Origin of the sequence: Microbispora sp. H10885, from assembly GCF_014161415.1 — a bacterium.
Lineage (GTDB): Bacteria > Actinomycetota > Actinomycetes > Streptosporangiales > Streptosporangiaceae > Microbispora > Microbispora triticiradicis.
Map to the genome: position 1 here is coordinate 146,712 of NZ_JABBWY010000010.1, position 25,531 is coordinate 172,242.

The 25,531-nt window shown below is 74.0% G+C and carries 26 protein-coding genes; 8 read left to right on the top strand and 18 right to left on the bottom strand.

Translation table 11 applies throughout. From position 1 onward, the window contains the following. The first annotated feature begins 79 nt into the window (after positions 1-79). Complete coding sequence (locus HHX37_RS26150; protein WP_182881167.1) at positions 80-1,660, top strand: peptide chain release factor 3; 1,581 nt, start codon at positions 80-82, stop codon at positions 1,658-1,660. Between the two features lie 16 nt (positions 1,661-1,676). On the opposite strand, the gene HHX37_RS26155 is transcribed toward HHX37_RS26150, so the two are convergent. The 14 genes from HHX37_RS26155 to pobA all read right to left on the bottom strand — a co-directional run bounded on the left by HHX37_RS26155 (position 1,677) and on the right by pobA (position 14,665). After that, positions 1,677-2,945: a cytochrome P450 family protein gene (locus tag HHX37_RS26155; protein ID WP_182887149.1), complete on the bottom strand. Its 1,269-nt coding sequence runs from the start codon at positions 2,943-2,945 to the stop codon at positions 1,677-1,679. A gap of 117 nt (positions 2,946-3,062) precedes the next feature. Continuing rightward, a complete protein-coding gene (locus tag HHX37_RS26160; RefSeq protein WP_310738139.1) occupies positions 3,063-3,668 on the bottom strand; it encodes a response regulator transcription factor in 606 nt (201 codons plus the stop codon). A 32-nt stretch (positions 3,669-3,700) separates the two neighbouring features. Further along, entirely contained in the window at positions 3,701-4,795 is a 1,095-nt protein-coding gene (locus HHX37_RS26165; RefSeq protein ID WP_220503163.1) for a sensor histidine kinase, read from the bottom strand. A gap of 109 nt (positions 4,796-4,904) precedes the next feature. Further along, positions 4,905-6,239 (bottom strand): MBL fold metallo-hydrolase, encoded by a 1,335-nt coding sequence (locus HHX37_RS26170; RefSeq protein ID WP_182887151.1) that lies wholly within the window; start codon positions 6,237-6,239, stop codon positions 4,905-4,907. Beyond that, entirely contained in the window at positions 6,236-7,291 is a 1,056-nt protein-coding gene (locus tag HHX37_RS26175) for a carbohydrate kinase family protein (protein WP_182887152.1), read from the bottom strand. Before HHX37_RS26175 ends, HHX37_RS26170 begins: the two co-directional genes overlap by 4 nt. Beyond that, positions 7,288-7,668 carry a 4-carboxymuconolactone decarboxylase gene (gene pcaC, locus HHX37_RS37180; RefSeq protein ID WP_182887153.1) on the bottom strand — a complete coding sequence of 127 codons (381 nt, stop codon included), beginning with the start codon at positions 7,666-7,668 and terminating at the stop codon, positions 7,288-7,290. Before pcaC ends, HHX37_RS26175 begins: the two co-directional genes overlap by 4 nt. Beyond that, positions 7,665-8,423: a 3-oxoadipate enol-lactonase gene (gene pcaD / locus HHX37_RS26185; RefSeq protein ID WP_182887154.1), complete on the bottom strand. Its 759-nt coding sequence runs from the start codon at positions 8,421-8,423 to the stop codon at positions 7,665-7,667. Before pcaD ends, pcaC begins: the two co-directional genes overlap by 4 nt. Further along, positions 8,420-9,571: a 3-carboxy-cis,cis-muconate cycloisomerase gene (gene pcaB, locus HHX37_RS26190; protein ID WP_310740541.1), complete on the bottom strand. Its 1,152-nt coding sequence runs from the start codon at positions 9,569-9,571 to the stop codon at positions 8,420-8,422. The genes pcaD and pcaB overlap by 4 nt, the downstream gene beginning before the upstream one ends. A gap of 121 nt (positions 9,572-9,692) precedes the next feature. After that, positions 9,693-10,238, bottom strand: a complete 546-nt coding sequence (locus HHX37_RS26195) for a protocatechuate 3,4-dioxygenase subunit alpha (RefSeq protein WP_182887155.1) — start codon at positions 10,236-10,238, stop codon at positions 9,693-9,695. Beyond that, entirely contained in the window at positions 10,235-10,915 is a 681-nt protein-coding gene (pcaH, locus tag HHX37_RS26200) for a protocatechuate 3,4-dioxygenase subunit beta (RefSeq protein ID WP_182887156.1), read from the bottom strand. The genes HHX37_RS26195 and pcaH overlap by 4 nt, the downstream gene beginning before the upstream one ends. Further along, positions 10,912-12,087 (bottom strand): thiolase family protein, encoded by a 1,176-nt coding sequence (locus tag HHX37_RS26205; protein ID WP_182887157.1) that lies wholly within the window; start codon positions 12,085-12,087, stop codon positions 10,912-10,914. The genes pcaH and HHX37_RS26205 overlap by 4 nt, the downstream gene beginning before the upstream one ends. Then, positions 12,084-12,686, bottom strand: a complete 603-nt coding sequence (locus HHX37_RS26210; RefSeq protein ID WP_220499213.1) for a 3-oxoacid CoA-transferase subunit B — start codon at positions 12,684-12,686, stop codon at positions 12,084-12,086. The genes HHX37_RS26205 and HHX37_RS26210 overlap by 4 nt, the downstream gene beginning before the upstream one ends. Positions 12,687-12,707: 21 nt before the next feature. Beyond that, positions 12,708-13,469: a CoA transferase subunit A gene (locus HHX37_RS26215; RefSeq protein WP_182887259.1), complete on the bottom strand. Its 762-nt coding sequence runs from the start codon at positions 13,467-13,469 to the stop codon at positions 12,708-12,710. An 8-nt stretch (positions 13,470-13,477) separates the two neighbouring features. After that, positions 13,478-14,665, bottom strand: a complete 1,188-nt coding sequence (gene pobA, locus HHX37_RS26220; RefSeq protein WP_182887158.1) for a 4-hydroxybenzoate 3-monooxygenase — start codon at positions 14,663-14,665, stop codon at positions 13,478-13,480. A gap of 84 nt (positions 14,666-14,749) precedes the next feature. Between pobA and HHX37_RS26225 the strand changes: the two genes are divergently transcribed. Then, entirely contained in the window at positions 14,750-15,538 is a 789-nt protein-coding gene (locus HHX37_RS26225; protein WP_182887159.1) for an IclR family transcriptional regulator, read from the top strand. Positions 15,539-15,562: 24 nt separating this feature from the next. On the opposite strand, the gene HHX37_RS26230 is transcribed toward HHX37_RS26225, so the two are convergent. After that, positions 15,563-15,979, bottom strand: a complete 417-nt coding sequence (locus HHX37_RS26230) for a cellulose binding domain-containing protein (protein ID WP_182887160.1) — start codon at positions 15,977-15,979, stop codon at positions 15,563-15,565. Positions 15,980-16,175: 196 nt separating this feature from the next. Between HHX37_RS26230 and HHX37_RS26235 the strand changes: the two genes are divergently transcribed. Next, positions 16,176-16,382 (top strand): hypothetical protein, encoded by a 207-nt coding sequence (locus tag HHX37_RS26235; RefSeq protein WP_182887161.1) that lies wholly within the window; start codon positions 16,176-16,178, stop codon positions 16,380-16,382. 2 nt (positions 16,383-16,384) lie between these two features. Here the strand turns inward: HHX37_RS26235 and HHX37_RS26240 are convergent, their stop codons facing one another. Continuing rightward, positions 16,385-16,879 (bottom strand): OsmC family protein, encoded by a 495-nt coding sequence (locus HHX37_RS26240; RefSeq protein WP_182887162.1) that lies wholly within the window; start codon positions 16,877-16,879, stop codon positions 16,385-16,387. 165 nt (positions 16,880-17,044) lie between these two features. On the opposite strand from HHX37_RS26240, the gene HHX37_RS26245 reads away from it, so the two are divergent. Both HHX37_RS26245 and HHX37_RS26250 read left to right on the top strand, forming a co-directional pair. Beyond that, complete coding sequence (locus tag HHX37_RS26245; RefSeq protein ID WP_310740542.1) at positions 17,045-18,715, top strand: GAF domain-containing sensor histidine kinase; 1,671 nt, start codon at positions 17,045-17,047, stop codon at positions 18,713-18,715. After that, positions 18,705-19,544: a universal stress protein gene (locus HHX37_RS26250; RefSeq protein WP_182881153.1), complete on the top strand. Its 840-nt coding sequence runs from the start codon at positions 18,705-18,707 to the stop codon at positions 19,542-19,544. The genes HHX37_RS26245 and HHX37_RS26250 overlap by 11 nt, the downstream gene beginning before the upstream one ends. A gap of 17 nt (positions 19,545-19,561) precedes the next feature. Here the strand turns inward: HHX37_RS26250 and HHX37_RS26255 are convergent, their stop codons facing one another. Beyond that, positions 19,562-20,146: a CBS domain-containing protein gene (locus HHX37_RS26255; protein WP_182887163.1), complete on the bottom strand. Its 585-nt coding sequence runs from the start codon at positions 20,144-20,146 to the stop codon at positions 19,562-19,564. 171 nt (positions 20,147-20,317) lie between these two features. Here HHX37_RS26255 and HHX37_RS26260 point away from each other — a divergent pair, with 171 nt between their 5' ends. The 3 genes from HHX37_RS26260 to HHX37_RS26270 all read left to right on the top strand — a co-directional run bounded on the left by HHX37_RS26260 (position 20,318) and on the right by HHX37_RS26270 (position 24,506). Beyond that, positions 20,318-20,803 carry an HPP family protein gene (locus HHX37_RS26260; RefSeq protein ID WP_117408197.1) on the top strand — a complete coding sequence of 162 codons (486 nt, stop codon included), beginning with the start codon at positions 20,318-20,320 and terminating at the stop codon, positions 20,801-20,803. Between the two features lie 120 nt (positions 20,804-20,923). Further along, complete coding sequence (locus HHX37_RS26265) at positions 20,924-21,553, top strand: MBL fold metallo-hydrolase (protein WP_182887164.1); 630 nt, start codon at positions 20,924-20,926, stop codon at positions 21,551-21,553. Positions 21,554-21,794: 241 nt separating this feature from the next. After that, a complete protein-coding gene (locus HHX37_RS26270) occupies positions 21,795-24,506 on the top strand; it encodes an arabinofuranosidase catalytic domain-containing protein (protein ID WP_182887165.1) in 2,712 nt (903 codons plus the stop codon). Positions 24,507-24,586: 80 nt separating this feature from the next. On the opposite strand, the gene HHX37_RS26275 is transcribed toward HHX37_RS26270, so the two are convergent. Further along, positions 24,587-25,480 carry a hypothetical protein gene (locus HHX37_RS26275; protein ID WP_220503164.1) on the bottom strand — a complete coding sequence of 298 codons (894 nt, stop codon included), beginning with the start codon at positions 25,478-25,480 and terminating at the stop codon, positions 24,587-24,589. Between the last annotated feature and the right edge of the window lie 51 nt (positions 25,481-25,531).

Consider the following 25,531-nt stretch of genomic DNA (forward strand, 5'->3'; position numbering starts at 1 on the left):
CACCGCAGTTGGGAGCCCGGATGCCTCGATCGCACGATCACACCACGACGACCCGCGTCCGTACGCCGGGGACGCGGCGATGAGCGCCGTGACGGGTGAGGCGGCGCGGCGCCGGACGTTCGCGGTGATCAGCCACCCGGACGCCGGAAAGTCCACGATGACCGAGGCGCTCGCCCTGCACGCCTCGGCGATCACCCAGGCCGGGGCCGTGCACGGCAAGGCCGGACGGCGGGGCGTGACGTCGGACTGGATGGAGATGGAGCGCGCCCGCGGCATCTCGATCACCTCGGCGGCGCTCCGCTTCGAGTACCGCGGCCACGTGTTCAACCTGGTCGACACCCCCGGCCACGCCGACTTCTCCGAGGACACCTACCGCGTGCTGGCCGCGGTCGACTGCGCGGTCATGCTCCTCGACGCGGCCAAGGGCATGGAGCCGCAGACCATGAAGCTGTTCGAGGTCTGCCGCCACCGCCGCATCCCGGTCATCACGTTCGTCAACAAGTGGGACCGGCCGGGCCGCGAGCCGCTGGAACTCCTCGACGAGATCGAGGAGCGGACCGGCCTGCGGCCCACCCCCGTGACCTGGCCCATCGGCGCCGCCGGGAACTTCCACGGGGTGGTCGACCGGCTCGACGGCCGCGCCGTCCGCTACACCCGCACCCCGGGCGGCGCCACCAAGGCGCTGGAGACCACGCTGACGCCGGGGGAGGCGGAGGCCGATCTCGGGGCCGACTGGACCCGGGCGCGGGAGGAGAGCGACCTGCTCGCCGCCATCGGCGCCGAGCACGACCAGAAGGCGTTCGAGGCGCACGAGGCGACGCCGGTGCTGTTCGGCGCGGCGCTGTCCAACTTCGGCGTGGCCCGGCTGCTCGACGTGCTGGTCGACCTCGCGCCCGCGCCCGCGCCGCGTACGGACGTCGAGGGCGCGGCCCGGCCGCTGGACGCGCCGTTCGCCGGCCTGGTGTTCAAGGTGCAGGCCAACATGGACCCCGCCCACCGGGACCGCATCGCGTTCGTCCGGGTCTGCTCCGGCCGCTTCGAGCGCGGGATGGTGCTCACCCACGCCGCGACCGGACGGCCGTTCGCCACCAAGTACGCCCAGTCGGTGTTCGGCCAGGAGCGCGCCACCATCGACGAGGCCTACCCGGGGGACGTCGTCGGGCTGGTGAACGCGACCGCCCTGCGCCCCGGCGACACCCTGTACGAGGGCACGGCAGTGGAGTTCCCGCCGATCCCGAGCTTCGCCCCCGAGCACTTCGCCGTGGCCCGCTCCCGGAGCACCGCCAAGGCCAAGCAGTTCCGCCGCGGCATCGACCAGCTCGACGGCGAGGGCGTCATCCAGGTGCTGCGCTCCGACCTGCGGGGCGACCAGGCGCCCGTGCTGGCCGCGGTCGGGCCCATGCAGTTCGAGGTCGTGCAGCACCGCCTGGCCGCCGAGTTCGGCGCGGAGATCGTGCTGGACCGGCTGGAGTACACCCTGGCCCGCCGCACCGACGCCGAGTCGGCCGAGGTGCTGCGCCGCCAGCGCGGCGCGGAGGTGCTCATGCGCGGCCGGGACCAGGCCCTGCTCGCGGTGTTCACCGACCAGTGGCGCATGCGGTCGATCCAGCGCGAGCACGAGGGCCTGACCCTGGAGCCGCTCATCGCCGGCCAGGGCTGATCCCGCCGCCTGCGCCCTACCCCAGGCGTACGGGAAGGCGGGTGAGGCGCCAGGAGAACGGCAGGAACTGGCGGCCGAGGTCCTCCGGCGCGACCGCGAGCGCGAGGCGGGGGTGGCGGCGCAGGAGGGCGCCGAAGGCCACCTCGCCCTCCTGCCGGGCCAGCGCGGCGCCCAGGCAGTAGTGCAGGCCGTGGCCGAAGCCGACGTGGACCTCCTTGTGGCCGTCGGACTCCCGTGTGACGTCGAGCCGGTCGGGGTCGTCGAAGCGGCGGGGGTCGTAGTTGGCCGACACCAGGACGGCCATCACCGGCTCGCCCCGCCGCACGGTCAGGTCGCCGATCGGCACGTCCTCGGCGGCGTACCTGATCCGGGTGCCCTGCACGGGCCCGCACCAGCGCATGAGCTCGTGCACGGCGCGCGGCAGCAGCCCGGGGTCGGCCCGCAGCGCGGCGAGCTGGCCGGGGTGGGTCAGCAGGGCGGCGGTCCCGTTGCCGATCAGATGGGCGGTGGTCTCGTGCCCGGCGAGGACGAGCGTGAGGATCATCGTGACCAGTTCGGTGTCCGACAGCCGGTCGCCGTCCTCGTCGTGGGCCCGGATCAGGCCGGTGAGCAGGTCGCCGGTGGGCTCCGCGCGACGGCGGCCGACAAGTTCGTGGATGTAGTCGACCATGGCCCGCAGCGGCTCGCTCACCGCTCCCGGTTCGAATGAGAAGAGGCCCTTGCCCCACTCCCGCCACTGCGGGCGGTCCTCCTCCGGGATGCCGACCAGCTCGCAGATGACGGTGATCGGCAGGGGATAGGCGAAGTGCTCGATCAGGTCGACGACACCGTCCTCGGCGTGCCCGGGCAGCCGGTCGAGCAGGTCCTCGGTGATCGCCTCCACCCGGGGGCGCAGCTCCGCCACGCGGCGCGCGGTGAAGGCGCGGGAGACCAGCCTGCGCAGTCTCAGGTGGTCGTCGCCGTCGGCGTCGAGGACGGAGTCGAGCAGGTACGGCGCGTACTCGCGGGGGATGCCGCGGGCCTCGATGAGGTTCTCGCGGATGTTCTGCACGTCCGAGCCCGGCACGTTGGCCGGGTTGTTGACGAACCGGCGGTCGCTCAGCACCGTCTTCACGTCCTCGTACCGCATGACGATCCAGATCGGGGAGCTCAGGCCGGGGAAGGAACCGCGCATCATCGGGGCCTGCTCCCGCAGCCGCGAGTAACCCCCGAACGGGTCGCTCGCCAGCTGCGGGTCGAACAGGTCGACGACGGTTGTGCCGGACGTCGTGCCGGGAGTGCTCATGCCAACCTCCACGTGCCAGGTACGTCGCGTCAGGTGCGTCTTTCACGTGCGGCGGACGTCAACGCTACGCCGCGGCACACCCCCCGGCAACCGGCTTCCCGGCCCGGATCGGACCGGTCAGAGCCAGCCGCTGTGGCGGGCGGCCCGGACGGCCTCCATGCGGTTGCGGGTGCCGGTCTTGGCGATGCACGACGACAGGTGGTTGCGCACGGTGCTCTCCGACAGATGGAGGCGGCGGGAGATGTCCGCGGCCGTCGAGCCGTCGGCCGCCGCGACGAGCACCTCCCGCTCGCGCGGCGTCAGCGGGCTCGGCCCCGCGCTGAGGGCGGCGGCGGCGAGGGCGGGGTCGACCACGACCTCGCCCGCCAGCACCCGCCTGATCGCCTGGGCCAGCTCGCCGACGGGCCGGTCCTTCACCACGAACCCGCGGGCGCCCGCGTCCAGCGCCCGGCGCAGGTAGCCGGGCCGGCCGAACGTGGTCACGATGACCACGGCGCACGAGGGCAGCGCCGCCCGCAGCCCGGCGGTCGCGTCGAGCCCGCCGCCGCCCGGCATCTCGATGTCGAGCAGGGCCACGCCGGGCTCCGTCCGCAGCGCCGCGGGCAGGATCTCGTCCCCGCTCGCGACCTGCGCGACCACCTCGAAGTCGTCCTCCAGGTCGAGCAGGACGGCGAGCGCGTCGCGCATCATCGCCTGGTCCTCCGCGATCAGCACGCGCGTCACGGGCGGGGTCATGGGCGGGATCACGGGTTGCGTCACGGGCCCTCGTCCCCGCCGAGGCGCGGGATCTCGGCGGCGAGGACGAACCCCCGGGGCAGCCGGGTGGCCCGCAGCCGCCCGCCCGCGGCGGCCAGGCGCTCGCGCAGCCCGCGCAGGCCGCTGCCGTTCTCCTCCGCGACCTCCGCGCCTGTGCCGTCGGCGCCGCCGGTGCCGTCGTCGCTGACCTCGACCAGCACGGGGTCGCGGTCGCGGCGGAGCGTGATGACGCAACGCCGCGCCCCGGAGTGCCGCACGACGTTCGTGACCCCCTCCCGGACGACCCAGCTCAGCAGCACGTCGGCCTCCCGGGGCAGCGCGGGCCCCGACTCCCGCACCTCGCAGTCGATGCCGGCCGCGGCGAGCGCCGCCCGGGCGGTGTCCAGCTCGTACGCGAGGCTCGCGTCCCGGTAACCCGTGACCGCCTCGCGCACCTCGGTCAGCGCCTGCCGCCCGATCGCCTCGATGTCCTCGGCGTGCCGCACGGCGGCCGCGACGTCGCGCGGGGCCAGCCGGCGCACGGCCTCGGCCTTAACGACCACCATCGAGAGCGTGTGCCCGAGCAGGTCGTGCAGGTCGCGGGAGAAACGCAGCCGCTCGGCCGAGACGGCGGCGGCGGCCAGCTGCTCGCGGGTGCGGGCGAGCTCCTCGATGATCTGGCCCATCCGGCGGAAGCCGTACGCCGTGATCCCCGCGAGCGTGGTGGTCAGCGCGGTGCCCCAGAGGGCGGCGTCGAAGGAGCCGCCCCGGCTCAGCACCACGGTGGCGGACAGCACGGCCGTGGCGGCGACGAGCCAGGGTGCCACGCGGAGGGGCGCGACGACTCCCACGGCCACCGCGAGCAGGGAGAACAGCGTCCGCCACTCCGTCGCCTCGTACGCGGCGTTCGCCGTGACGGCCGCCGCCGCGAGCAGCCCGGCCAGCACCGCCGGCAGGAACCGCGCGGATGGCGGTGGACGGCGGGAGGTGAGCACCGCGCCCGCGAACGACACCCCCGCGACGGCCAGGATGGCCCACTCGGAACCGCTGTGTACCGCCGACGCCGGCGCGAGCAGCAGGAGGGCGGTGAACCCCAGTGCCCATATTCCCGCCATGGCGGCCATTATGGTCCCCGGCGGCCGGGATGCGCAGGGTGGAACGTCCGCTCTCCGGCAGTACGAATCACCTGGCCCGGATCACGCGGCCCAGATCATCCGGTGCGGATCACCCCGTGCCGGGAGGGAAGGTGTCGTCGACGGCGACGACGTCGCGCCCGGCGGCGGCGAGCAGGGAGGCGGCGACGGCCGCCCGGTAGCCGGTCGCGCAGTGCGTCCACACCTCGCCGGGCGGCACCTCGTCCAGCCGCGCGGGCAGCTCGTGCAGCGGGATGTTGACCGCGCCGGGCAGGTGCGACTCGCGCCACTCCGCGTGGCGGCGCACGTCCAGGACCACGACCGGGCGGCGTACGGCGGACAGGTCGGCGAAGGTCGCGAGCGGCAGGGACGCGGGCTTCTCGCCGCCGTCACCGGCCCAGTCGGCCGGGCCTCCGGTGGCGGCCGCGGCCGGGCGGTCGACGCCGATCCGCGCCAGTTCGCGCTGTGCCTCCGCCACGTCCTCCGGCGTCGCGCCGAGCAGCGTCACCGGGGTGCCCCAGGGGATGAGCCAGCCCAGGTGGACGGCGAAGCCGCCGTCGAGCCCGAAGTTGAGCGTCCCCGGCAGGTGGCCCGCCGCGAACGCCGTGCGGGACCGCAGGTCGACCACCCATTCGCCGTTCCGCAGGCGGCGGCGCAGCTCGGCGGCGCCGGCCCGGTGCGGCGGGGACAGGTCGGGCGCGTCCGGCCCGGCCAGGTTGAGCGCCGCCATGTGCGCGTAGTACGCCGGGTAGGCGTCCAGCCCGGCGAGCAGCGCCTCCGCGTACTCCTCCTCGCCCCGCGTCAGGACCGGGTTGGTCTTCGACTCCCGGCCGATCGTCGACTCGGTGACCTCCTCCGACTGGGCGGACGAGCAGAAGCTCCCGAAGCCGTGCGTGGGGTAGACCTCCGTCTCCGGGGGCAGTTCGCGGGCCAGGCGGTGCGCCGACGCGTACTGGGCGCGCACCAGCGTGTCCGTGTGCTCGGGGCCGAGCAGGTCGGGCCGCCCGGTCGAGCCGTAGAGCAGCGAGCCTCCCGTGAAGACCGCGGGCGTCCGGCCCGGGACCTCCAGCGCGTACGACAGATGGGTGAACGTGTGGCCGGGGGTCGCCAGCACGCGCAGACGCACGTCCCCGGCCTCGATCACGTCGCCGTCCTGGATCGGGCAGTGGCGGAACGCCACCGGGTCGGCCGCGTTGACGTGGTAGTCCGCGCCGGTGGCCGCGGCCAGGGCGGGCCCGCCGGTGACGTAGTCGTTGTGCACGTGGGTCTCGAAGACGCCGCGGATGTCGACGCCGCGCCGCTCGGCGAGGCGGAGCATCCGGTCGACGTCCCGCTGCGGGTCCACGACGAAGGCGACCTCCCCGTCGGTGACGAGGTAGCTGCGGTCGCCCAGGGAGGGGGTGCCGACGGCGATGATCTCGATCATGTATGTCCCTCCTCGGCTCGGGACAGACCCGTACCCAGGGAGAACGAATTCACCTCCGCCCGGGTGGGCGGGACCGCGCCGGCGCGGGTGCACACGATCGCGGCTGCGGCGCAGCCGCGCCGCAGCGCCTTGGCCACCCGCGCGGGGGTGAGGGTGCCGTCGGGCAGGGGCCCGCCGTGCAGGGCGTCGTCGGGCAGGGCGTCGTCGTGCAGCGCGTCGAGGTAGGCGGCGGTGAAGGTGTCGCCGGCGCCGACCGTGTCCACGACCTCGACGGCCGGGGCCGGGCAGGTGATCACTCCGTCGCCCGGAACCCCACCGGCCGGAACCCCGTCATCTGAGAGCCAGTCGCTCGGAACCCCGTCACCCGGAACCTCGTCATCTGAGAGCCAGTCACGCAGCACCGCTGTCGCGCCGTCGCCGCCCCGGGTGACCACCACCAGCTCCGGGCCGAGCCCGGCCCAGCGCCGCGCCACGTCGAGCCCGGGCTCGCCGGGGTAGAGCCAGTCCAGGTCCTCGGCGCTCACCTTGACCAGGCGCGACAGCCGTACGCACTCCTCGACCAGGGCCACGGCGGCGGAATGGTCGCCGGCCAGCGAGGGCCGGATGTTCGGGTCGTAGGAGACGGTGACGCCCGCCGCCTTCGCGGCCCGCATCAGGGCCCTGACGTGGTCGCCGCCCGGGGCCACGAGGGTGGCCAGGGAGCCGGTGTGCAGGCAGGTCACCCCGTCGAGCGCGACCGGGGCGGAGAGCCGCCACTCGAAGCGGAAGTCGTACGACGCCGAGCCGTCCGCGCCCACCCGGGCGAAGGCCAGGCCGGTGGACGCCGCCGAGGCGAGGTCGCCGGTGCCGATCCCGTGGCGGGTCAGGTGGTCGCGGAGCAGGCCGCCGAAGAGGTCGTCGCCGGTCTCCCCGGCGAACCGCACCGGCCGGCCCAGCGCCGCCAGCGCCACCGCCACGTTGAGCGGGCTGCCTCCGGGCACGGCGGTGAAGGTCCACGACCCCGGCGCGCCGATCAGGTCGACGAGGCTCTCGCCCGTCACGAGGAACGTCATGCGACGTCCTTCCCCGGGTCCTCCGCCAGCACGCGCTGGGCGACGGCGAAGGCGGCGTTGGCGGCGGGCACCCCGCAGTAGATCGCGGTCTGCAGCAGGACCTCCTTGATCTCGTCGGTGGTGAGCCCGTTGCGCCGCGCGGCCCGCACGTGCATGGCCAGTTCTTCTAGCTGTCCCCGGGCCACGAGGGCGGTGAGCGTGACGCAACTGCGGGTCCTGCGGTCCAGTCCCGGCCGGGTCCAGATCTCGCCCCAGGCGTACCGGGTGATGAGGTCCTGGAAGTCGGCGGTGAACTCGGTGGTCGCCGCCTGCGCCCTGTCTACGTGCGCGTCGCCCAGCACCTCCCGCCGCACCCGCATGCCGTCGTCGTCGCTCATGCCGTCCTCCGGGAGGTGGTGGTCAGGTGCCGGACGATCGCCTCGGTGACGACGTCCGGCCGTTCGGCGGTGGCCAGGTGGGCCGCATCCGGCACCACCAGCAGCGTGGCGTCCGGGATGCCCCCGGCCAGGACCTCGGCGTGCGCGGGCGGGGTCGCGGGGTCGTCGGCCCCGGCGACCACCAGCGTGGGCGCGCGGACCTCCCCGAGCCGGTCGCGGACGTCGAAGGCCGCCAGGGCGTCGCAGCAGCCGGCGTACCCCTCGGGATCGGCGCCGCGCAGCATGTCGAGGTAGCGCCCGGCGCCGGGGAAGCCCGCCGTGAACCACCGCGACCGGGTCGTCTCCACCAGGGGCCCGGTGCCCTCCGCCCGCACCAGCGCGGCGCGTTCGCGCCAGCTCTCCGGAGTGCCGAACCGGGCGGAGGTGCAGCACAGCACCAGGCTCGCGACCCGGTCCGGCGCGCGCAGCGCGAGGGTGGTCCCGACGGCCCCGCCCAGCGACACCCCGGCGTACGAGAAGCGGCCGGGACCGTGGCGGTCGAGCAGCGCCAGCACCCCGGCCGCGAGGTCGTCGACGGTGAAGCCGGACGCGGCGGGGGAGCCGCCGTGGCCGGGCAGGTCGTAACGGAGGACCCGCCAGGTGCGGGTGAGCGCGGCGAGCTGGGGCTCCCACAGGTCGAACGTCGTGCCCAGCGACGGGCCGAGCACGACGACCGGAGCGTCCGGCGGGCCGTCGAATCGGTGGTGCGGGATCATCCGTCTTCTCTCGCGTGGTGCTCCCGGGCTTGGGACTCCCGGGCATGGAACTCCAGGGCGCGGTCCACCAGGGCGGGCGCCGGCCCGGCCCCGGTGTCCTCCCCGTGCTCGCGCAGCACGGCGAGCAGCTCATCGAGATTCTGCCGCATCCGGCCGGGGAACACCTCCAGGCCCCCGGTCAGCTCCGCGGCCGTCTCCGCCGCGCCGCCGGCCAGGCGCAGGCACTCGCGCAGCGGCTGCCATTCGGCGTGCCAGCCTCCGGCGGGCCGCTCGTGCTCGGCGACCTGTGACGCGAGCAGGATCTGCGTCAGGGCGGGCGCCTGCAGCGCCGCCGACCGGATCATCGTGGCGAGCACCGGGTTGCGCTTGTGCGCCATCGCCGACGAGCCGCCCCGGCCGGGCGCGGCGGGCTCGGCGACCTCGCCCACCTCGCTCTGCGCAAGCAGGATCACGTCGACGGCGAGCTTGCCGAGCGCGCCCGTGACGGCGGCGAGCGCGGCGGCGAGGTCCGTGACCGGGGTGCGGGAGGTGTGCCAGGGCAGCACCGGCTCGGCCAGCCCGGTCTCGGCGGCGAAGAGCGGCAGGAGCTCCAGGGCCCGCTCGCCGTACCCGGCCATCGTCCCGGCCGCGCCGCCGAGCTGGACCGGCAGCCGCACCGCCGCGAGGCGGTCGCGGGCGTCCCGGCAGCCGAGCAGCCATCCGGCCGCCTTCAGCCCGAACGTGGTGGGCACCGCCCGCTGCATGAGCGTGCGTGCGGCCATCGGGGTGCCGCGGTGCTCGGCGGCCAGCCGGGCGAGCGCGGCGAGCACCCGGTCCAGGTGCGGCAGGATCACCGCGCGCGCCCGCGCCGACACCAGCATCGCCGCCGTGTCGAGCACGTCCTGACTGGTCGCGCCGTGATGCACCCACCTACTCGCGTCCCCGGCGGCGGCGCGCAGGTCCTCGACCAGCGGCACGACGGGGTTGCCGGCGTCCCTGGCCCGCCGGGCGAGACCGGCCGCGTCGAACCGCTCCGGGCGGGCCGCCTCGGCGATCGCGGCGGCGGCCCGCTCGGGGACGACGCCGAGGCGGGCCTGCGCCCGCGCGAGGCAGACCTCCGCCTCCAGCATCGCCCGCAACCAGGCGCCGTCGCCCGTGATCGCCGCCACGTCCGTGCCCGCCCAGACGGGCGTCAGCAGGCCGTGGTCAGGGCCCGCGCCGGACGCCGCGCCGGACGCCGCATCGAACCCTGCATCGGGCCCTGAATCTGAACCTGCATCTGAGCGTGCGTCAGAAATCAAGGAAGACCGTCTCCCGCTCACCCTGCAGCCGTACGTCGAACCGGTAGGCGTCCTTCCCGTCCGCGCGGGCGAGCAACGTCGCGCGGCGGTCCGGGTCCAGCGAGCCGAGCAGGGGGTCGGGCACGTCGGCGAGGTAGACGCGGGTCCGCACCGGCTTCAGCAGCCCCCGGGCGAAGACCAGCAGGGGGAGGTACGGCCGGACGGGCGGCGCGGTCCGGAACCGGTAGGAGCCGTCGGGCTCGGTGGCGCACCGGCCGAACCCGCCTCCGCCGAACCCGCCTCCGCCGAATCCTGCGCTGCCTGCGGCGGCTGCGCTGCCGAACCCCGTGCCGGCGGGCCCCCGCTGCCCGACCCCCTCGGGCTCGCCGGTCCACAGCTCCAGCAGCGCGTCGGGCACCGGCTCGCCCGCGCCGTCCAGCACCCGGCCGGTGATCGTGACCGCGCCCGGATGCCCCTCGGGCACGAGTTCCCAGCCGCCCTCGTACGGCAGGGCGAACCCGAAGAAGGGCCCGACGGTCTGCGAAGGAGTGGTCACGCGTCCTCCTGTGCTGCCTCGATCGGGGTGCGGCCCAGCACGACGTCCCAGCGGTAGCCGAGCGCCCACTCCGGCTCGGTGACGTCGAGGTCGAAGGCGGAGACGAGCCGCTCGCGGGCGGCCGGGTCCGGGACGGACTGGAAGATCGGGTCGAACGCGAACAACGGGTCGCCCGGGAAGTACATCTGCGTCACCAGGCGCTGGGTGAACGCGGTGCCGAAGACCGAGAAGTGGATGTGGGCCGGCCGCCAGGCGTTCGGGTGGTTGCGCCAGGGATAGGCCCCCGGCTTGATCGTGACGAACCGGTAGCGGCCCTCGTCGTCGGTCAGGCACCGGCCCGCCCCGGTGAAGTTGGGGTCGAGCGGCGCCGGGTGCCGGTCGACCGGGTGGGCGTACCGGCCGGCCGCGTTCGCCTGCCAGATCTCCACCAGCGTCCGGGGCACCGGCCGGCCGGAGGAGTCGAGGATCCGGCCGGTGACGATGATCCGCTCGCCGATCGGTTCGCCCGCGTGCCCGGCGGTCAGGTCGGCGTCGAGCGGGCCGACGTCCCCGTGGCCGAAGACCGGGCCGGTCAGCTCGGCCGCCTCCGGGTCCTCCTTCATCGGCAGCGGCGTCCGGGACGGCGCGCGCAGGACCGTGCTCGCGTAGCCGGGATACAGGTAGGGCGGCTGGGTCATCGGAGTCCTTCGAGGGTCAGGGCCAGTCCTTGGCCGACGCCGACGCACAGGGTCGCCACGCCGTACCCGCCGGTGCGGGAGAGGCGGTGGGCGAGAGTGCCCGCGAGGCGCGCGCCGGAGCAGCCGAGCGGGTGCCCGATCGCGATCGCGCCGCCCTGCGGGTTGACCACCTCGGGGTCGAGCTCCTTCCACTCGCCGAGGCAGGCGAGCACCTGCGCGGCGAACGCCTCGTTGAGCTCGACGGACGCGAGGTCGGCGAGGCCGAGCCCGGCCCGGCCCAGTGCCCGGGCGACCGCGGGGACGGGCCCGATTCCGAAGTCGGCCGGGTCCACGCCCGCGACCCCGGTGGACACCACCCGGGCGAGCGGGCGCAGGCCGTGCGCGGCGAGGCCGTCGGCGTCGGTGACCAGCAGCGCGGCGGCGCCGTCGTTGAGCGGAGAGGAGTTGCCCGCCGTGATCGTGCCGTCGGCGGTGAAGGCGGGCTTCAGCCGGGCCAGCGCCTCGGCGGACGTGTCGTCCCTGATCGTCTCGTCGCGGGACAGCCCCTCCCGCGGGACGACCTCCGCGTCGAACAGGCCGTCCCGCCAGGCGGCGGCGGCCCGGCGGTGGCTGCGCTCGGCGAAGGCGTCCTGCTCCTCGCGGCTCACGCCGCGCCTGCGGGCGAGCGTCTCGGTCGCCTCGCCGAGGGAGACCGTCCACCGCTCCGGCATCTCCGGGTTGACCATCCGCCAGCCGAGGGTCGTGGAGTAGAGCTGCTCGTGGCCCCGGGGGAAGCCGCGCTCGGGCTTGGGCAGCACCCAGGGGGCGCGGCTCATCGACTCGACCCCGCCCGCCACCACCACGGAGGCGTCACCGCAGGCCACGGCCCTGGCGGCCTGGATCACCGCCTCCAGGCCGGAGGCGCACAGGCGGTTGACGGTCGAGCCGGGCACCGTGACCGGCAGCCCGGCCAGCAGGGCGGCCATCCGGCCCACGTTGCGGTTGTCCTCCCCGGCGCCGTTCGCGGCGCCGAGGACCACGTCGTCGATCCGCTCCGGGTCGAGGCCGGGGGCCCGGTCCAGCAACGCCCCGATCACCCCGGCCGCCAGGTCGTCGGGGCGGATCCCGGCGAGCGCGCCGCCGTACCTCCCGATCGGGGTCCGCACGGCGTCGGCGATGAACACGTCCTTCATGCGATCTCGGCTCCCGTCTTCGCCCGCACCTCGCCGGAGGTGACACCGGGCGCGGTCTCCACCAGCCGCAGGCCCTCCGGGGTCACGTCGACCACGGCGAGGTCGGTGATGATCCTGTGGACGCACGCCCGGCCGGTCAGCGGCAGCGTGCACTCCGGCACGATCTTCGGCGTGCCGTCCTTCGCGGTGTGCTCCATCAGCACGACCAGCCGCCTCGCGCCGTGCACCAGGTCCATCGCGCCCCCCATCCCCTTGATCATCTTGCCGGGGACGGCCCAGTTGGCGAGGTCGCCGCGGGCCGACACCTGCATCGCGCCGAGCACGGCGACGTCGATGTGCCCGCCGCGGATCATGCCGAAGGACAGCGACGAGTCGAAGAACGCGGCCCCGGGCAGCACGGTGATCGTCTCCTTGCCCGCGTTGATCAGATCGGGGTCGACCTCGTCCTCGGTGGGATAGGGGCCGACGCCGAGCACGCCGTTCTCCGAGTGGATCACCACGCGCCGGCCGTCCAGATGACCGGGGATCAGCGTCGGCAGCCCGATCCCCAGGTTGACGTAGCCCCCGTCGGGCAGTTCACGGGCCGCCCTTGCGGCCATCTCGTCACGGCTCCAGGCCACCTAAGCCTCCTTCACCGCAGGTGTCACGGTGCGCTTCTCGACACCCTTGCCGGCGGCCTGCTCAGGGGTGAGCGGGACCACCCGCCGCACGAACACCCCCGGCAGGTGCACCTCGTCGGGGTCGAGGTCGCACAGCTCCTCGACCTCCGCGATCGTCACCCGCCCGGCCATCGCCGCGAGCGGGTTGAAGTTGCGCGCCGCCTTCGCGAAGACGAGGTTGCCGTACGCGTCCCCCTTCGCCGCCCTGACCAGCGCGAAGTCGGTCACGATGCCGCGTTCCAGCACGTACGGCACGCCGTCGAACTCGCGCACCTCCTTCGGCGGCGACGCCACGGCCACGCTGCCGTCGGGGTGGTGACGCCAGGGCAGCCCGCCCTCGGCGACCATCGTCCCCACCCCCGCAGGGGTGTAGAAGGCCGGGATGCCGCAGCCGCCCGCCCGCAGCCGCTCGGCCAGCGTGCCCTGCGGGATCAGCTCCACCTCGACCTCGCCCGCCAGGTACTGCCGGGCGAACTCCTTGTTCTCCCCGACGTACGAGCCGGTGACCCGGGCGATCCGGCCGGCGGCCAGCAGCTCGCCGAGACCCCGGCCGTTGGTGCCGCAGTTGTTCGACACCACGTGCAACCCGCCGACGCCGCGCTCAAGCAGCGCGCGGATCAGCACCGACGGCACACCGGACAGCCCGAAGCCGCCCACGGCCAGCGACGCGCCCTCGCCGACGTCGGCCACCGCCTCCGTGGCGCTCGCCACCACCTTGTCCATAGGGCTGTTCACAGGCTCTCCTCGTACGGCAGGCCCACGTAGTTCTCCGCGAGCGTCGTACCCGCCGCGTCCGAGGAGGTGACGTAGTCGAGATGGGAGCCCTGCAGTTGCCGGGCGTAGGCGTCGTCGGAGTCGAAGGTGTGCAGCAGCGTCGTCATCCACCACGAGAAGTGCTGCGCCCGCCACACCCGGGGCAGGCAGGCCCGCGAGTAGCCGTCCAGCGTCTCGGTGGAGCCGCCGGCGAAGAACCGGGCCAGCGCCTCGGTCAGCACCCGCACGTCGGCCACCGCCAGGTTGAGCCCCTTCGCGCCGGTCGGCGGCACGATGTGGGCCGCGTCCCCGGCCAGGAACAGCCTGCCGTACTGCATGGGCTCGGCCACGAAGCTCCGCATCGGCGTGACGCTCTTCTCGACGATCTCGCCGGTCGCCAGGGCGAAGCCGGGCACGGTCTCCAGCCGGGTCCGCAGCTCGGCCCAGATCCGCTCGTCCGGCCACGCGGCGACGTCCTCGTCCGGGGCCACCTGGAGGTAGAAGCGGCTGATCTCCGGGGAGCGCATGCTGTGCAGGGCGAAGCCGCGCTCGGTCCGCGCGTAGATCAGCTCCTCCGACGACGGCTTCACCCGGGCGAGGATCCCGAGCCACGCGAAGGGGTAGTCCCGCCGATACTCGGTCAGCACGCCGTCCGGGATCGAGTCCCGGGACACGCCGTGGAAGCCGTCGCAGCCCGCGATCACGTCGCAGTCCAGCCGGTGTGCCGCGCCGTCGGAGCCGGTGAAGGTCAGGTACGGCCGGTCGGTCGCCGCGTCGTGCACCCGCACGTCGTCCACCTCGAAGCGGACGTCGCCCCCGGCCGCGAGCCGCGCCGCGACGAGGTCCTTGACGACCTCCTGCTGGCCGTACACGGTGATGCACCGGCCGGGCACCAGCCGCTCGAAGGCGATCCGGTGGCCCGCTCCGCCGTACCGCAGCTCGATGCCGTGGTGGGGGAGACCCTCCCGCTTCAGCCGCTCGCCCACCCCCGCCTCGACGAGCGTGTCCACCGTGCCCTGTTCGAGCACCCCGGCCCGCACCCGCCGTTCGACGTACTCCCTGCTCCGGCGTTCCAGCACGACCGATTCGATCCCGCGCAGGTGGAGCAGATGGGAGAGCAGCAGGCCGGCCGGCCCCGCCCCGATGATCCCGACCTGAGTTCGCATGGCCCAAGCATCGGCGGCGCCCGCCGTGTCACGTAGGCTTTGCTTCCGCCCAGTGGAAGTCCGCTCAGTGGAAGAGGGAGGCACATGGCCGGCGGCGCACGTGACCCCGGGCGTTCCGTGACGTCCCGGGCGCTGGCGATCCTCGGCGCCTTCGACGCCCGGCACGCCCGGCTCACGCTGACGGAGATCGCCGAACGCACCGGCCTCGCGCTCAGCACCGTCCACCGGCTGGCGGGGGAGCTGGAGGAGTGGCGGGCCCTGCGCCGCGGCGCCGACGGGCGTTTCCAGATCGGCCGCCGCCTGTGGGAGCTGGGGCAGCTCGCCCCCGACCCGCTGCAGGAGGTGGCCCGTCCCTGGCTGCAGGAGCTGTTCGGCGGCACCGGCGAGAACGTCCACCTGGCCGTGCGGGACGGGCTGGAGGTCCTCTACGTCGACAAGGTGTACGGCAAGCGGGCCGTGCCGATCCTGTCGCGGACCGGTTCCCGCCTGCCGATGCACCCGACCGGCGTCGGCAAGGCCCTGCTGGCCTACGAGCCGGGATGGTTCGTCACGTCCTATCTGTCCCGGCCGCTGGAGCGGCCGACGCCGCACACGATCACCGAGCCGGGACGGCTGGCCCGCGAGCTCGCCCAGGTGCGCGCCCAGGGGTACGCCACGACCCACGAGGAGATGACGCTCGGCTCGTGCTCGGCCGCCGCGCCGGTGCTGGCCGGAGGCCCGCCCGCCGACGGGCAGGCCTGCCGGCCCGTCGCGGCCGTCGGCATCGTGGTGTCCTCACGGCGGGTGCGTGAGCTGCCCCGCCTGGTCGAACCGCTGCTGACCGTCGCGGCCCGCATCGCCGCCGACTACCGGGCCGCCGTCGCGCGGTCCTGACGGCCGGGTGCGGGACCCCGGGTGTCACAGCGGCGTGCAGGTCAGACCGGTCATGCCGAACGTGCCGCCGGTCGAGGAGCCGTTGGCGGTGACGGCGAAACTCCCCCCGGGCGCGATGGTGCCGTTCCAGGACACGTTCGTCGCGGTGACGCTCCGCCCGGTCTGGGTCCACCTCGTGGTCAGCAGGGAGAAGAGCTTCTCGTCGCCGGTGAAGGTCCAGGAGATCCGCCAGCCGTTCAGGGTGGTCGTCCCAGTGTTCACCACTCTGCCGTCCGCCACGAAACCCGAGGGAAAGCTGTGGACGGTCGGGAAGCTGACCGAGCAGGACGCCGAGGTCGCGTTCGCCGGGGCGGGGGCGGCGACCACCGCGGCCGCGGCCAGCGCCGCCGCGATCCAGGCGCCCCGCCGGGTGAAACCGGTTTCACGATACCGCCGTGCCATTCCCTCTCCTTTCGCCGGCCAGGGGGTGTCCCCGCGGCCGATTCGACGAACGTTCCTCCGGATTGTGATCACGGCCGGCGGGGAATGTCATGGCCTCGGGCTCCGTACGCGCGGTAGCGCCGGTACGCGGGTGAACGTTTCATCCGCCGGTACGGCAGGCGTACGGTGAGTGCGAGGGGCATCACAGGCAGCGGCGATGAGGGCCGCGTCCGCCGGGTCGCGGGCCGAGGTGGGCGTGTGCGGCAGCGCCTTGACGATCTCCTCTCCCCGCTCGTCCCTGGATGGCACGCGGGCCGACGCGGCGGCACCCACTCGCTCGCTCGGCCTCGTGGACGCCGTCGGCCTCGGCCGGGCCCTCGGCCGCCTGCCGGGCGAGCTGGTCGTCGTCGGCATCGAGCGGTGACTTCACACCGGGGGCGCCGATGACCCCGCCCGTCCTGGCCGCGGTTCACCGTACGGCTCGTGAGCTGCGGGAACGGCTGACCCGGGAACGGCCTCGCGCACGTCGAAGGTGATCCGCGGCGGCACCCGCAGCGTGGTGCAGAGCGCGCAGTGCTCCAGGACCGACAGGAGAGAGGCGCGCAGGCCCTCCGGGAGGCCGGGGGCGTCCACCGACAGCTCGACACGGTCGATCCGCCCGGGACAGACGCCCAGGCCGTACCGCGCGGTGACGCCGACCCCGGCGGCGAGCTGCCGCTGGCGCAGGAAGCGTTCGGCGCAGTGCGCGACGCCCGCGGCCAGCCCGCCCACGAACAGCTCGGCCGGCGTGGGGCCGGTGTCGCTCCCGCCGACGTCCCTTGGCTGGTCGGACCGTACGGCGTGCCGGCGGACGTGGACGTCGAAACGGCCGGCTCCGTGCCAGGCGACCTGGATGACCCCGTCACGCTGTTCAGCCGGCATGGTCCACCCCCCAGTTCGAGTATCTCCGGGCGGTCGGGCCCGCCGAGGGCTCGCACTGGTAAGAAGCCCGTCGTGACCTGGCAAAGAGCCGGTGTCCGGACTGTCCTTATTTGCGACACTTTCAGATGTGGCCCACATGCCGCGGCGAGGACGAGGGTGAGCGCGGTGATTCCGCGCACGCGCCTGGACGAGCTACTGACCGAGCTGCACGCGCGGCTGCAGGCGGTCCTGGTGACGCGTGACCGGGTGCAGGCACTGCTGGAGGCGGTCGTCTCGGTGGGCGGCGACCTCGATCTCGAAACCGTCCTGCGGCGCATCGTCGAGACCGCCACCACCCTGGTCGACGCGAGGTACGGCGCGCTCGGCCTGATCGGGGAGGACAACACCCTGGCCCGGTTCGTGCCCGTCGGGATGAGCGAGGAGGAGATCGCCCGCATCGGGCACTGGCCCCACGGGCTGGGCCTCCTCGGCCTGCTGATCAAGGAGCCACGGACGCTGCGGCTGCCCGACATCTCCCGGCACCCCGAGTCGTACGGCCTCCCGCCCGGCCATCCCCCCATGCGCGGCTTCCTCGGCGTCCCCGTACGGGTGCGGGGCGAGGCGTTCGGCAACCTCTACCTCACCGAGAAACGCGGGGGAGGGGAGTTCGACGAGGACGACGAGGCGATCGTCGTCGCCCTCGCGGGAGCCGCCGGAGTGGCCATCGAGAACGCCCGCCTCTACGAGGAGACCCGCCGCAGGGAGATCTGGCTGCAGGCGTCGGGCGAGATCACGACCAGCCTGCTGTCCGGCGCCGAGACGCCCCGCGTGCTCACGCTGATCGCCCGCCGCGCCCGGCGGATGGCCGGCGCCGACACCATGGCGATCCTGCTGCCGAACCCCGGCGGGCGCACCCTCCGGGTCGCGATCGCCGACGGCGCCCTCCCCGAGCCCTGCGCGGGGGCGCGCCCGATCCCCGTCGACGGCACGCTCGCCGGGCAGGCCTTCACCCTGGCGGAACCCCGCATGGCCGCCGACGCCGCAGACGAGGACGAGGGGCCGGTGTGCGCCGTCCCGCTGGGGACTCCGGGGGCCGTACGCGGGGTGCTGTGGCTCGGCAGGCGGCCCGGCCGCATTCCGTTCAGCCGGTCGGAGGTGTGCATGCTGCACGCGTTCGCCGGGCACGCGGCCGTCGCGCTGGAACTGGCCGAGGCGCGCAAGGACGCCGAGCGGCTCGGCCTGCTCGAAGACCGCGACCGCATCGCCAGGGACCTGCACGACGTGGTCATCCAGCGGCTGTTCGCGATCGCGATGACCCTGACGGCCGCCGCTCGGCTGGTCGAGCGCCCGGAGGCGTCCGCCCGCCTGCGGTACGCGATCGACGAGCTCGACGGCACGATCCGGGAGATCCGCTCCACGATCTTCGCGCTGCAGACCCCCGCCGGCGCTCCCGGGCTGCGCGCCCGGCTCGTCGCGCTGGTCGAGAGCGCGCGGGCGCAACTCGGCTTCCTGCCCGCCCTGCGGCTGGACGGAGGGCTCGACACCCGCGTCCCCGGCGGCATCGGCGAGCATCTGCTGGCGGTGGTGCGCGAGGGCTTGTCGAACGTCGTACGGCACGCCCGCGCCACCCGCACCACGGTGAGCGTGTGCGTGGAGGGAAGCCGGCTGACGCTGACCGTGGAGGACGACGGGATCGGCATCCCGGCACAGGGCCGCCGCAGCGGCCTGCTCAACCTGCGGGAACGGGCCGAGGCCCTGGGAGGGAGCTGCACGGCCGGGCCACGCCCGGACGGGGGCACCTGCCTGCGCTGGAGCGTCCCGCTGCCGCCACCTGGAGAGGCTTGCGATGAGGACTAGTTTCGCCGACCGCCCGATCGTGGCGGGCACCGACGGCACGACCGTGGCCATCCAGGCCGTGGAATGGGCGGCCGACGAGGCCCACCGGAAGGGACTGCCCCTGCGGGTGGTCCACGCCGCCGACCGCCTGCCGTACGACGCCCCCCGCTATCCGATCCCCGACTGCTACGACCGGATGATCCCGTCCGGCCGGCAGCTTCTCGACCACGCCGAGAAGGTCGCCCGGGACCGGTGGCCCGGCCTGGAGGTGAGCACGGAACTGGCCGACGGGCGGCCCGGCCGCGTGCTGCGCGAGCAGGCCGGCCGCGCGGCCGAGCTGGTGCTGGGCGGCCACGGGCCGGTCGGCGCGCGGCTCGCCGGTCACGTGGACGTGCCGGTCGTCGTCGTACGCCCGGCGTCTCCCGGCGCCGGCGCGGAGATCGTGGCCGGATTCGACGGCACGCACGCGGCGACGCCCGCGCTCGCGTACGCGTTCGACGAGGCCCGGCTGCGCGGGCACCGGCTCAGGGTCGTCTGCGCCTGGGAACCGCCGATCTCCTCCGGGCCCAGGATCGCCGTGGACACCGGCGAGATCGGGCGGATCCGGGAGGACCGGGCGCGGCGCCTGCTGACCGTCTGGCGGGACAGGTACGCGGACGTCGAGACCGAACTCGACATGGTCCGCGCCCATCCGGTCTCCGCGCTCGTCGACGCCTCGGCCCGGGCCGCCCTGCTCGTCGTCGGCTCCCACGGCAGGAACGCCCTCACCGCGGCCATGCTCGGCTCGGTCAGCCGCGCCGTGCTCGAACACGCGCGCTGCCCGGTGGCCGTCGTCCGGCACGCTCTCTGACCGCTGGGCCGCCGGTGTCAGCGGCGGGCCGGCCGCACCCCGGGGACCGCCCGCTCCAGCAGGTCGGCCACGTGCTCCGGGCCCTGGCCCTCCGGGCCGCGCAGGTCGATCTCCCCGTTCCGCACGCTCACCTCCCAGGTCTCGGACGGGTAGCGCTCGCGGAGCGCGGCGAGGACCGCGTCGCGAAGCTCGGCGTCCGACCTGGCCAGCAGCGCCATGAGGTCCCGGCGGCTGACCATGCCGACGACCCGCTCGTCCCGCAGCACCGGGACGCTCTTGATCCTCCTCGCGATCATCAGGTCGGTCAGCACCGCCGTGTCGGTGGTCTCCTCGACCGTGCTGACCTGCCGCGACATGACGTCCGCCACCGTGGCCGGCCCGGACATGCCGGGCGCGAAGGCGCCGCACAGCAAATCGATCTCGCTGACCATCCCCACCAGCTCGCCGTGGTCTCCGAGCACGGGAGCGGCGGTGATGTCGTGGTCGTACAGCACCCGGATCGCGCGTCGGACCGTGTCGCCCCGGCCCAGCGTGATCACCGGGCTGCTCATGACCTCACCGGCGAGCATGGCCACCTCCCATCTGAGCGTCGACCGTTCCACCTTCGCTGTCTCCATCCTCGCCCGGGCGGCGCCGGTGCCCGCCGGGCCGCAGGTCCCCGCGGCTCGGGACGTTCGGCACCTGCGCCGGACCGCGTCCCGGTGTCCCATGGAGATGGCAGACGCGTGCCCCGGCAGAGGGCCGGGCGCGCCGCCCGCGGGAGGTGGACGACGATGACCATGGAAGCCATGACCGCCGCCGACGTGATGAGCCGCGTGCTGGTGACCGTGAAGCCGGACGAGTCGCCGCTCATGGCCTGGGAGCTCATGCGCCGCGGGTCGATGCACCATCTGCCCGTCGTGGACTCCGGGTCCCACATCATCGGCGTGCTCACCCGGGAGGACATCGCCGCCCACTGGTCCGGCGGCCCGGCGGAGCAGTCGAGCGCCCAGGTGCGGCAGCTGCTCGGAGGGCGCAGGTGCCCGCACGTGTCCCCGGACGAGCCCCTGCCCGGGGTGGCGGCCGCGATGCTGGAGTCGGAGGTGGACGTGGTGCCCGTCATCGGGGCCTCCGGCATGCTGAAGGGCATCGTCACCGTGACCGACCTGCTGGCGGCGGTGGCGGGCAGACGGGTGGCCGTGGCACAGGACGCGGACTCGTCGGCGGGACTGTTCCGGCTGGAGCCGGTGCTCCCGCCCAAGCCGTCGCGGGCGGACTGAGCCCCTGCCCGCCGAGCCCCTGCCCGCCGAGCCCCTGTCCGCCAGGCCCTGCCCACCAGGACTCCGCCCGCCGAGATCCTGCACAATGGGGGCCATGCGCAACTCGGTGGTGATCTTCTCGTGAGTGCCCGTATCGACCATGCCGTCACATCGGGCACGTTCAGCCTGGACGGCCAGACGTTCGACGTCGACAACAACGTGTGGGTGCTCGGCGACGACGCCGAATGCGTGGTGTTCGACGCGCCGCACGACGTCAAGGCGATCACGGACGTGATCGCCGGTCGGCGGGTCCTGGCGATCCTGGCCACCCACGCGCACGACGACCATGTCCGGGTCGCGCCCGACCTGGCCGGCGCCACCGGGGCGCCCGTCCTGCTGCACCCGGCCGACCTGCCGCTGTGGCGGCTCACCCACCCTGACCGGGAGCCCGACGGCGCCCTGTCCGACGGGCAGATCATCGAGGTGGCCGGGACCCGCCTCGAAGTGCTGCACACGCCCGGCCATGCCCCCGGCGCCTGCTGCTTCCACGCACCGGACCTGGGTGTCCTCTTCACCGGCGACACGCTGTTCCAGGGCGGACCAGGAGCCACCGGCCGTTCGTTCTCCGACTTCGGGGTAATCATCGGCTCGATCCGCGACCGCCTGCTGACCCTGCCGCTCGAGACCGTCGTGCACACCGGCCACGGCGACAGCACGACCATCGGCGCCGAGCGGCCCCACCTCGACGACTGGATCCGCCGAGGTCACTGATCCCACCCGGGGCGCCGGGAACCGCTTCGGCGGGAAAACGAGGGGAAAAGGCCCGTCCGAAAAGCACGCCCTTAACCTTGACGTGATTTCTGCCCGGTGCCATAGTCTGGGTTGCTGATCAGCGCCCGACTCCCATTCCTCGTCCGCCGTCCAGAACAGCTAATGATGTTAGCGCAAACATTTGTTAGCGCTAACAATCGGCTTTCAAAGCCGAGCAGGATGTATGGAGGAACGATCCAACATGGCGAGACCCCCCATCCGTTCCGTACACCGGAAAGTCCTGACCGCCGGTGCGGCGATCGTGACGGCGCTGGCCGGCGTCACGTTCGCGACGGCGCCGACGGCGCAGGCGGCGCCCCCTCCGGCCAGGCCGCAGGGCCCGTGTGACATCTACGCCGCCGGCGGCACCCCCTGTGTGACCGCCCACAGCACCACCCGGGCGCTGTACGCCTCCTACGACGGCCCGCTCTACCAGGTCAGGCGGACATCGGACAACAGGGTCAGGGACATCGGCGTCGTCGCCCCCGTCGGCGGGGCATACCCCGACGCGGGCGGATACGCCGACGCCGACAGGCAGGACTCGTTCTGCGAGGACACGGTCTGCCTGATCACCACGATCTACGACCAGTCCGGCAAGGGCAACCACCTCTACCAGGCGCCCCCCGGCACCTTCCGGGGCCCCGCCGTCGGTGGATTCGACACCCTCTCGATCGCGGACATGGCGCCGATCACGCTCGGCGGCCACCGGGTGTACGGCACCTACATCATGCCGGGCATGGGGTATCGCAACAACAACGCCACCGGCCTCGCGAAGGGGGACGAGCCGGAGGGCATCTACTACGTCATCGACGGCAAGCACTACGACAGCGGCTGCTGCTTCGACTACGGCAACTCCTCGACGAACGGCCGCGCCGTGGGCACCGGCACCATGGAGACCACCTACTTCGGCACCGCCACCGCCTGGGGGAGCGGCAGCGGACCCGGTCCGTGGATCATGGCCGACATGGAGGCGGGCCTGTTCTCCGGATACAACGCGAAGCAGAACCCGGCCGACCCGACGATCGACTCCTGGCGGTTCGTCACCGCCGTCGTCGACGGCGGCGGCGGGAACCAGTGGGACCTGCGCGGCGGCAACGCGCAGGAGGGCCCCCTCACGACCTACTACAGCGGAATCCGCCCCGGTTCGCTGACCAACGCCAGCTACTACCCGATGCACAAGAAGGGCGCCGTCCTCCTGGGCACCGGCGGCGACAACGGCAACGGCTCGTCCGGCACCTTCTACGAGGGGGTGATGACGACGGGCTACCCGTCGGAGGCCACGACGGACGCGGTGCAGGCCAACATCGTCGCCGCCAGGTACGACGTGCAGCGGCTGGCCCTGTCGCGGGCCACGACCTTCACCCCGAACTCGTCGCAGGACGTCACCGAGACGTTCACGAACACCACGGGGGAGGCCGCGCTGAACGTCAAGCTGAGCCTGGCCGCGCCCAAGAAGTGGACCGTCCGGGTCAAGGGCACCGATGACACATCCGCGACGTTCGGCCGGGTCGAGCCGGGTGAAAGCGTGCGGGCCGCCTTCACCGTCACCTCGGCGGCGGAGACCGGCGCGGGCTTCCTGGTCGGCGAGGGCAAGTACGTCAACTCCGCCGGTCGGAACAGGCAGTCCACGGAGGTCACCCAGGCGGTGCGGAGCGCCCTCCCGATCAGGATCAACGAGGTCCGCTTCCGTACCAGCACCAACGCGACCGACCAGTTCGTCGAGCTCTACAACGCCTCGGGCGCCGAGGCCGACCTCTCCGGCTGGACCCTGACCAACACCCCGAGCGGCTCGGCCGCCACTACCCTGGCGCGGATCCCGGCCGGGACGAAGCTCACGAGCGGCGACTACTACCTGCTCGGCCTGTCCGGCTCGGGAGTGGCGGCCCCGGTGAGCAAGGGTGCGACCGTCGTCAACGTCAGGAGCACGACCGGCTTCGCGGCCGGCCAGCAGGTCGACATCGACACCGGCTCCGGGCGGGAGACCCGTACGGTCCAGCAGGTCGGGACGGCGGCCACCGCGGCGACGACGCTGTTCATCCCCGTCTCCACCGGGCCGTGGATCACGATCCCCCGTGGCTCGTCCGACGTGCCGGTCACGAACGCGGCCGGTTTCGCGGTCGGCGACCGGATCGGCATCGACACGGGCGAGAACTACGAGCAGGCCATGGTCACCGCGGTCGGCAAGGCGGCCACGCAGACGACCCTGTCGGCGGCGGCGCCCGCGGGCGCGACCAACATCAAGGTCGCGGCCGACGCCAACATGACGGTCGGCGACACCCTGACGGTGGACACGGGCGAGAACAAGGAGGAGGTCACCGTCGCCGCCGTCGGCACCACCGGCGCGAACGGCACGGGCGTCGACCTCGCCGCCCCGCTGCGGCTCGCCCACGAGCAGGGCGTCGACGTGTCCGACCGCGGGACGGGCATCAGCTTCTCGCCGCGGACGAAGGAGCCGCACACGAGCGGGGTGTCCGTGCAGGCGCTCGGCAGCGGCATCACCCTCGACCGTCCGCTCGACAACGGCCACGAGATCGGCGCGGCCGTGGTGAATCCCCTGGTCACGACGACCGGCTACCAGGGGCAGCAGGCGCCCGACCAGTGGTTCGGAGGCGCCCTGTCCACCGGCGCCGGTTCGATCGCGCTGCGGGACGGCACCGGCGCGGTGGTCGTCGACGCCGTCGTCTACGGATCCCAGCAGAGCAGTTCGAGCGGCAACGGGACCATCACCAGCCCCGAGCTCGCCGTCCTGGAAGCCGACCAGGGCGGGGGCGGCTGCATCGCGGTGGTGGCGGGCGCGGCCACCGGCGCCGGACGGAGCAACGCCCGCTGGCCCGACGGAAACGACACCGACAGCCTCTGCCGCGACTTCGTCACCACCAACGTGCCCACGCCCGGCGCGGCCAACGCGAGGTGACCTGACTCATCGCCGGCCGGTTCCGGTGCCCGCCGCGAACGGTGGGCACCGGAACCGGCGGCCCGACGAGGCCGGGGAGCCTAACGTGGGGCGGTGCGCACTCCGGTCACGGCGAACCGCTCGATGTCGGCGATGTGACCGCCGGTGCTCGCGACGATGGTCACCGTCCGGCCCGGGGCGGCACGGAAGTCGAGGGTGGTGGACCAAGGGCGGTTCTCGCCGCCCGCCGAGACACAGCAGCGCTCGCCGAGCGGGCCGGTGCCACCGACACCGCGTGCCTGCACCCGGACGCTCTCGTCCACGCCGGTGATCCTGCCGCCGACCTTCACGGGGGAGGAGACGGAGCTGCCGTACCGGGGGGTGGTGAGGGAGAGGGTGGTGTCGTCGGTGCCCACCACCTCCCAGGGAGCGTCGCCACCGGTGCCGAACTTCACCAGGTGGATGACGGAGGCGATGCCGGGACGACCGCCGCCCTCGCCGCGGATGCCGACGGAGACGCGGGCGTGCGCGCCGTCGACGGTGCTGTCGACCAGCTGGTCGATCCCCTTGAACCCCAGGTATCCCTGGGTGAAGGCGAGAGCGGTCTGCCCGGCGTCCAGGTGCCAGGGCTGGTGCCCGCCCGCGCGGTAGCTCTGCTGCCAGTCGCGCACCTGCGTCTCGTCGGCGAACGGCCACAGCGGCTGGTAACGGCCTGCCACCAGGGGGCCGCCGGAGGAGGTGGCGAGGGCGGGCGAGGGAGCCGGAGTGCCGGTCACGGCCGCCGAGGGCACCGCGAGGGACGAGCCGGACGACGGGCCTGTGGACGTCACGGCTGACGTGGCGCCCGATTCGGCGGCGGGGGACGGCCCCGGGCCCGTACCGCACGCCGCCGCGAGGAACCCCAGCGTGGCCAGCACCGGAGCCAGTACGGCGGGCGGCCGGCGGCGGATCCGGCCGGGCGCGGACGGCGCGCCGGAAAGGGGCGTGCCTGCCACGGGCGTCCGCCGGAGGATGCGGCCGGGTGCTGGCGGTGAGCCGGACAGGGG

Coding starts and splice junctions, on each gene's coding strand:
- HHX37_RS26170 (WP_182887151.1), bottom strand. CDS start 6,239: ATGATCGAGATCATCGCCGTCGGCACCCCCTCCCTGGGCGACCGCAGC.
- pobA (WP_182887158.1), bottom strand. CDS start 14,665: ATGCGAACTCAGGTCGGGATCATCGGGGCGGGGCCGGCCGGCCTGCTG.
- HHX37_RS26230 (WP_182887160.1), bottom strand. CDS start 15,979: ATGGCACGGCGGTATCGTGAAACCGGTTTCACCCGGCGGGGCGCCTGG.
- HHX37_RS26225 (WP_182887159.1), top strand. CDS start 14,750: ATGGCCGGCGGCGCACGTGACCCCGGGCGTTCCGTGACGTCCCGGGCG.
- HHX37_RS26215 (WP_182887259.1), bottom strand. CDS start 13,469: ATGGACAAGGTGGTGGCGAGCGCCACGGAGGCGGTGGCCGACGTCGGC.
- HHX37_RS26260 (WP_117408197.1), top strand. CDS start 20,318: ATGACCATGGAAGCCATGACCGCCGCCGACGTGATGAGCCGCGTGCTG.
- pcaH (WP_182887156.1), bottom strand. CDS start 10,915: ATGACCCAGCCGCCCTACCTGTATCCCGGCTACGCGAGCACGGTCCTG.
- HHX37_RS26205 (WP_182887157.1), bottom strand. CDS start 12,087: ATGAAGGACGTGTTCATCGCCGACGCCGTGCGGACCCCGATCGGGAGG.
- HHX37_RS26175 (WP_182887152.1), bottom strand. CDS start 7,291: ATGACGTTCCTCGTGACGGGCGAGAGCCTCGTCGACCTGATCGGCGCG.
- HHX37_RS26155 (WP_182887149.1), bottom strand. CDS start 2,945: ATGAGCACTCCCGGCACGACGTCCGGCACAACCGTCGTCGACCTGTTC.
- HHX37_RS26240 (WP_182887162.1), bottom strand. CDS start 16,879: ATGCCGGCTGAACAGCGTGACGGGGTCATCCAGGTCGCCTGGCACGGA.
- HHX37_RS26235 (WP_182887161.1), top strand. CDS start 16,176: ATGAGGGCCGCGTCCGCCGGGTCGCGGGCCGAGGTGGGCGTGTGCGGC.
- HHX37_RS26210 (WP_220499213.1), bottom strand. CDS start 12,686: ATGGCCGCAAGGGCGGCCCGTGAACTGCCCGACGGGGGCTACGTCAAC.
- pcaD (WP_182887154.1), bottom strand. CDS start 8,423: ATGATCCCGCACCACCGATTCGACGGCCCGCCGGACGCTCCGGTCGTC.
- HHX37_RS26250 (WP_182881153.1), top strand. CDS start 18,705: ATGAGGACTAGTTTCGCCGACCGCCCGATCGTGGCGGGCACCGACGGC.
- HHX37_RS26150 (WP_182881167.1), top strand. CDS start 80: ATGAGCGCCGTGACGGGTGAGGCGGCGCGGCGCCGGACGTTCGCGGTG.
- pcaC (WP_182887153.1), bottom strand. CDS start 7,668: ATGAGCGACGACGACGGCATGCGGGTGCGGCGGGAGGTGCTGGGCGAC.
- HHX37_RS26165 (WP_220503163.1), bottom strand. CDS start 4,795: ATGGCGGGAATATGGGCACTGGGGTTCACCGCCCTCCTGCTGCTCGCG.
- HHX37_RS26270 (WP_182887165.1), top strand. CDS start 21,795: ATGGCGAGACCCCCCATCCGTTCCGTACACCGGAAAGTCCTGACCGCC.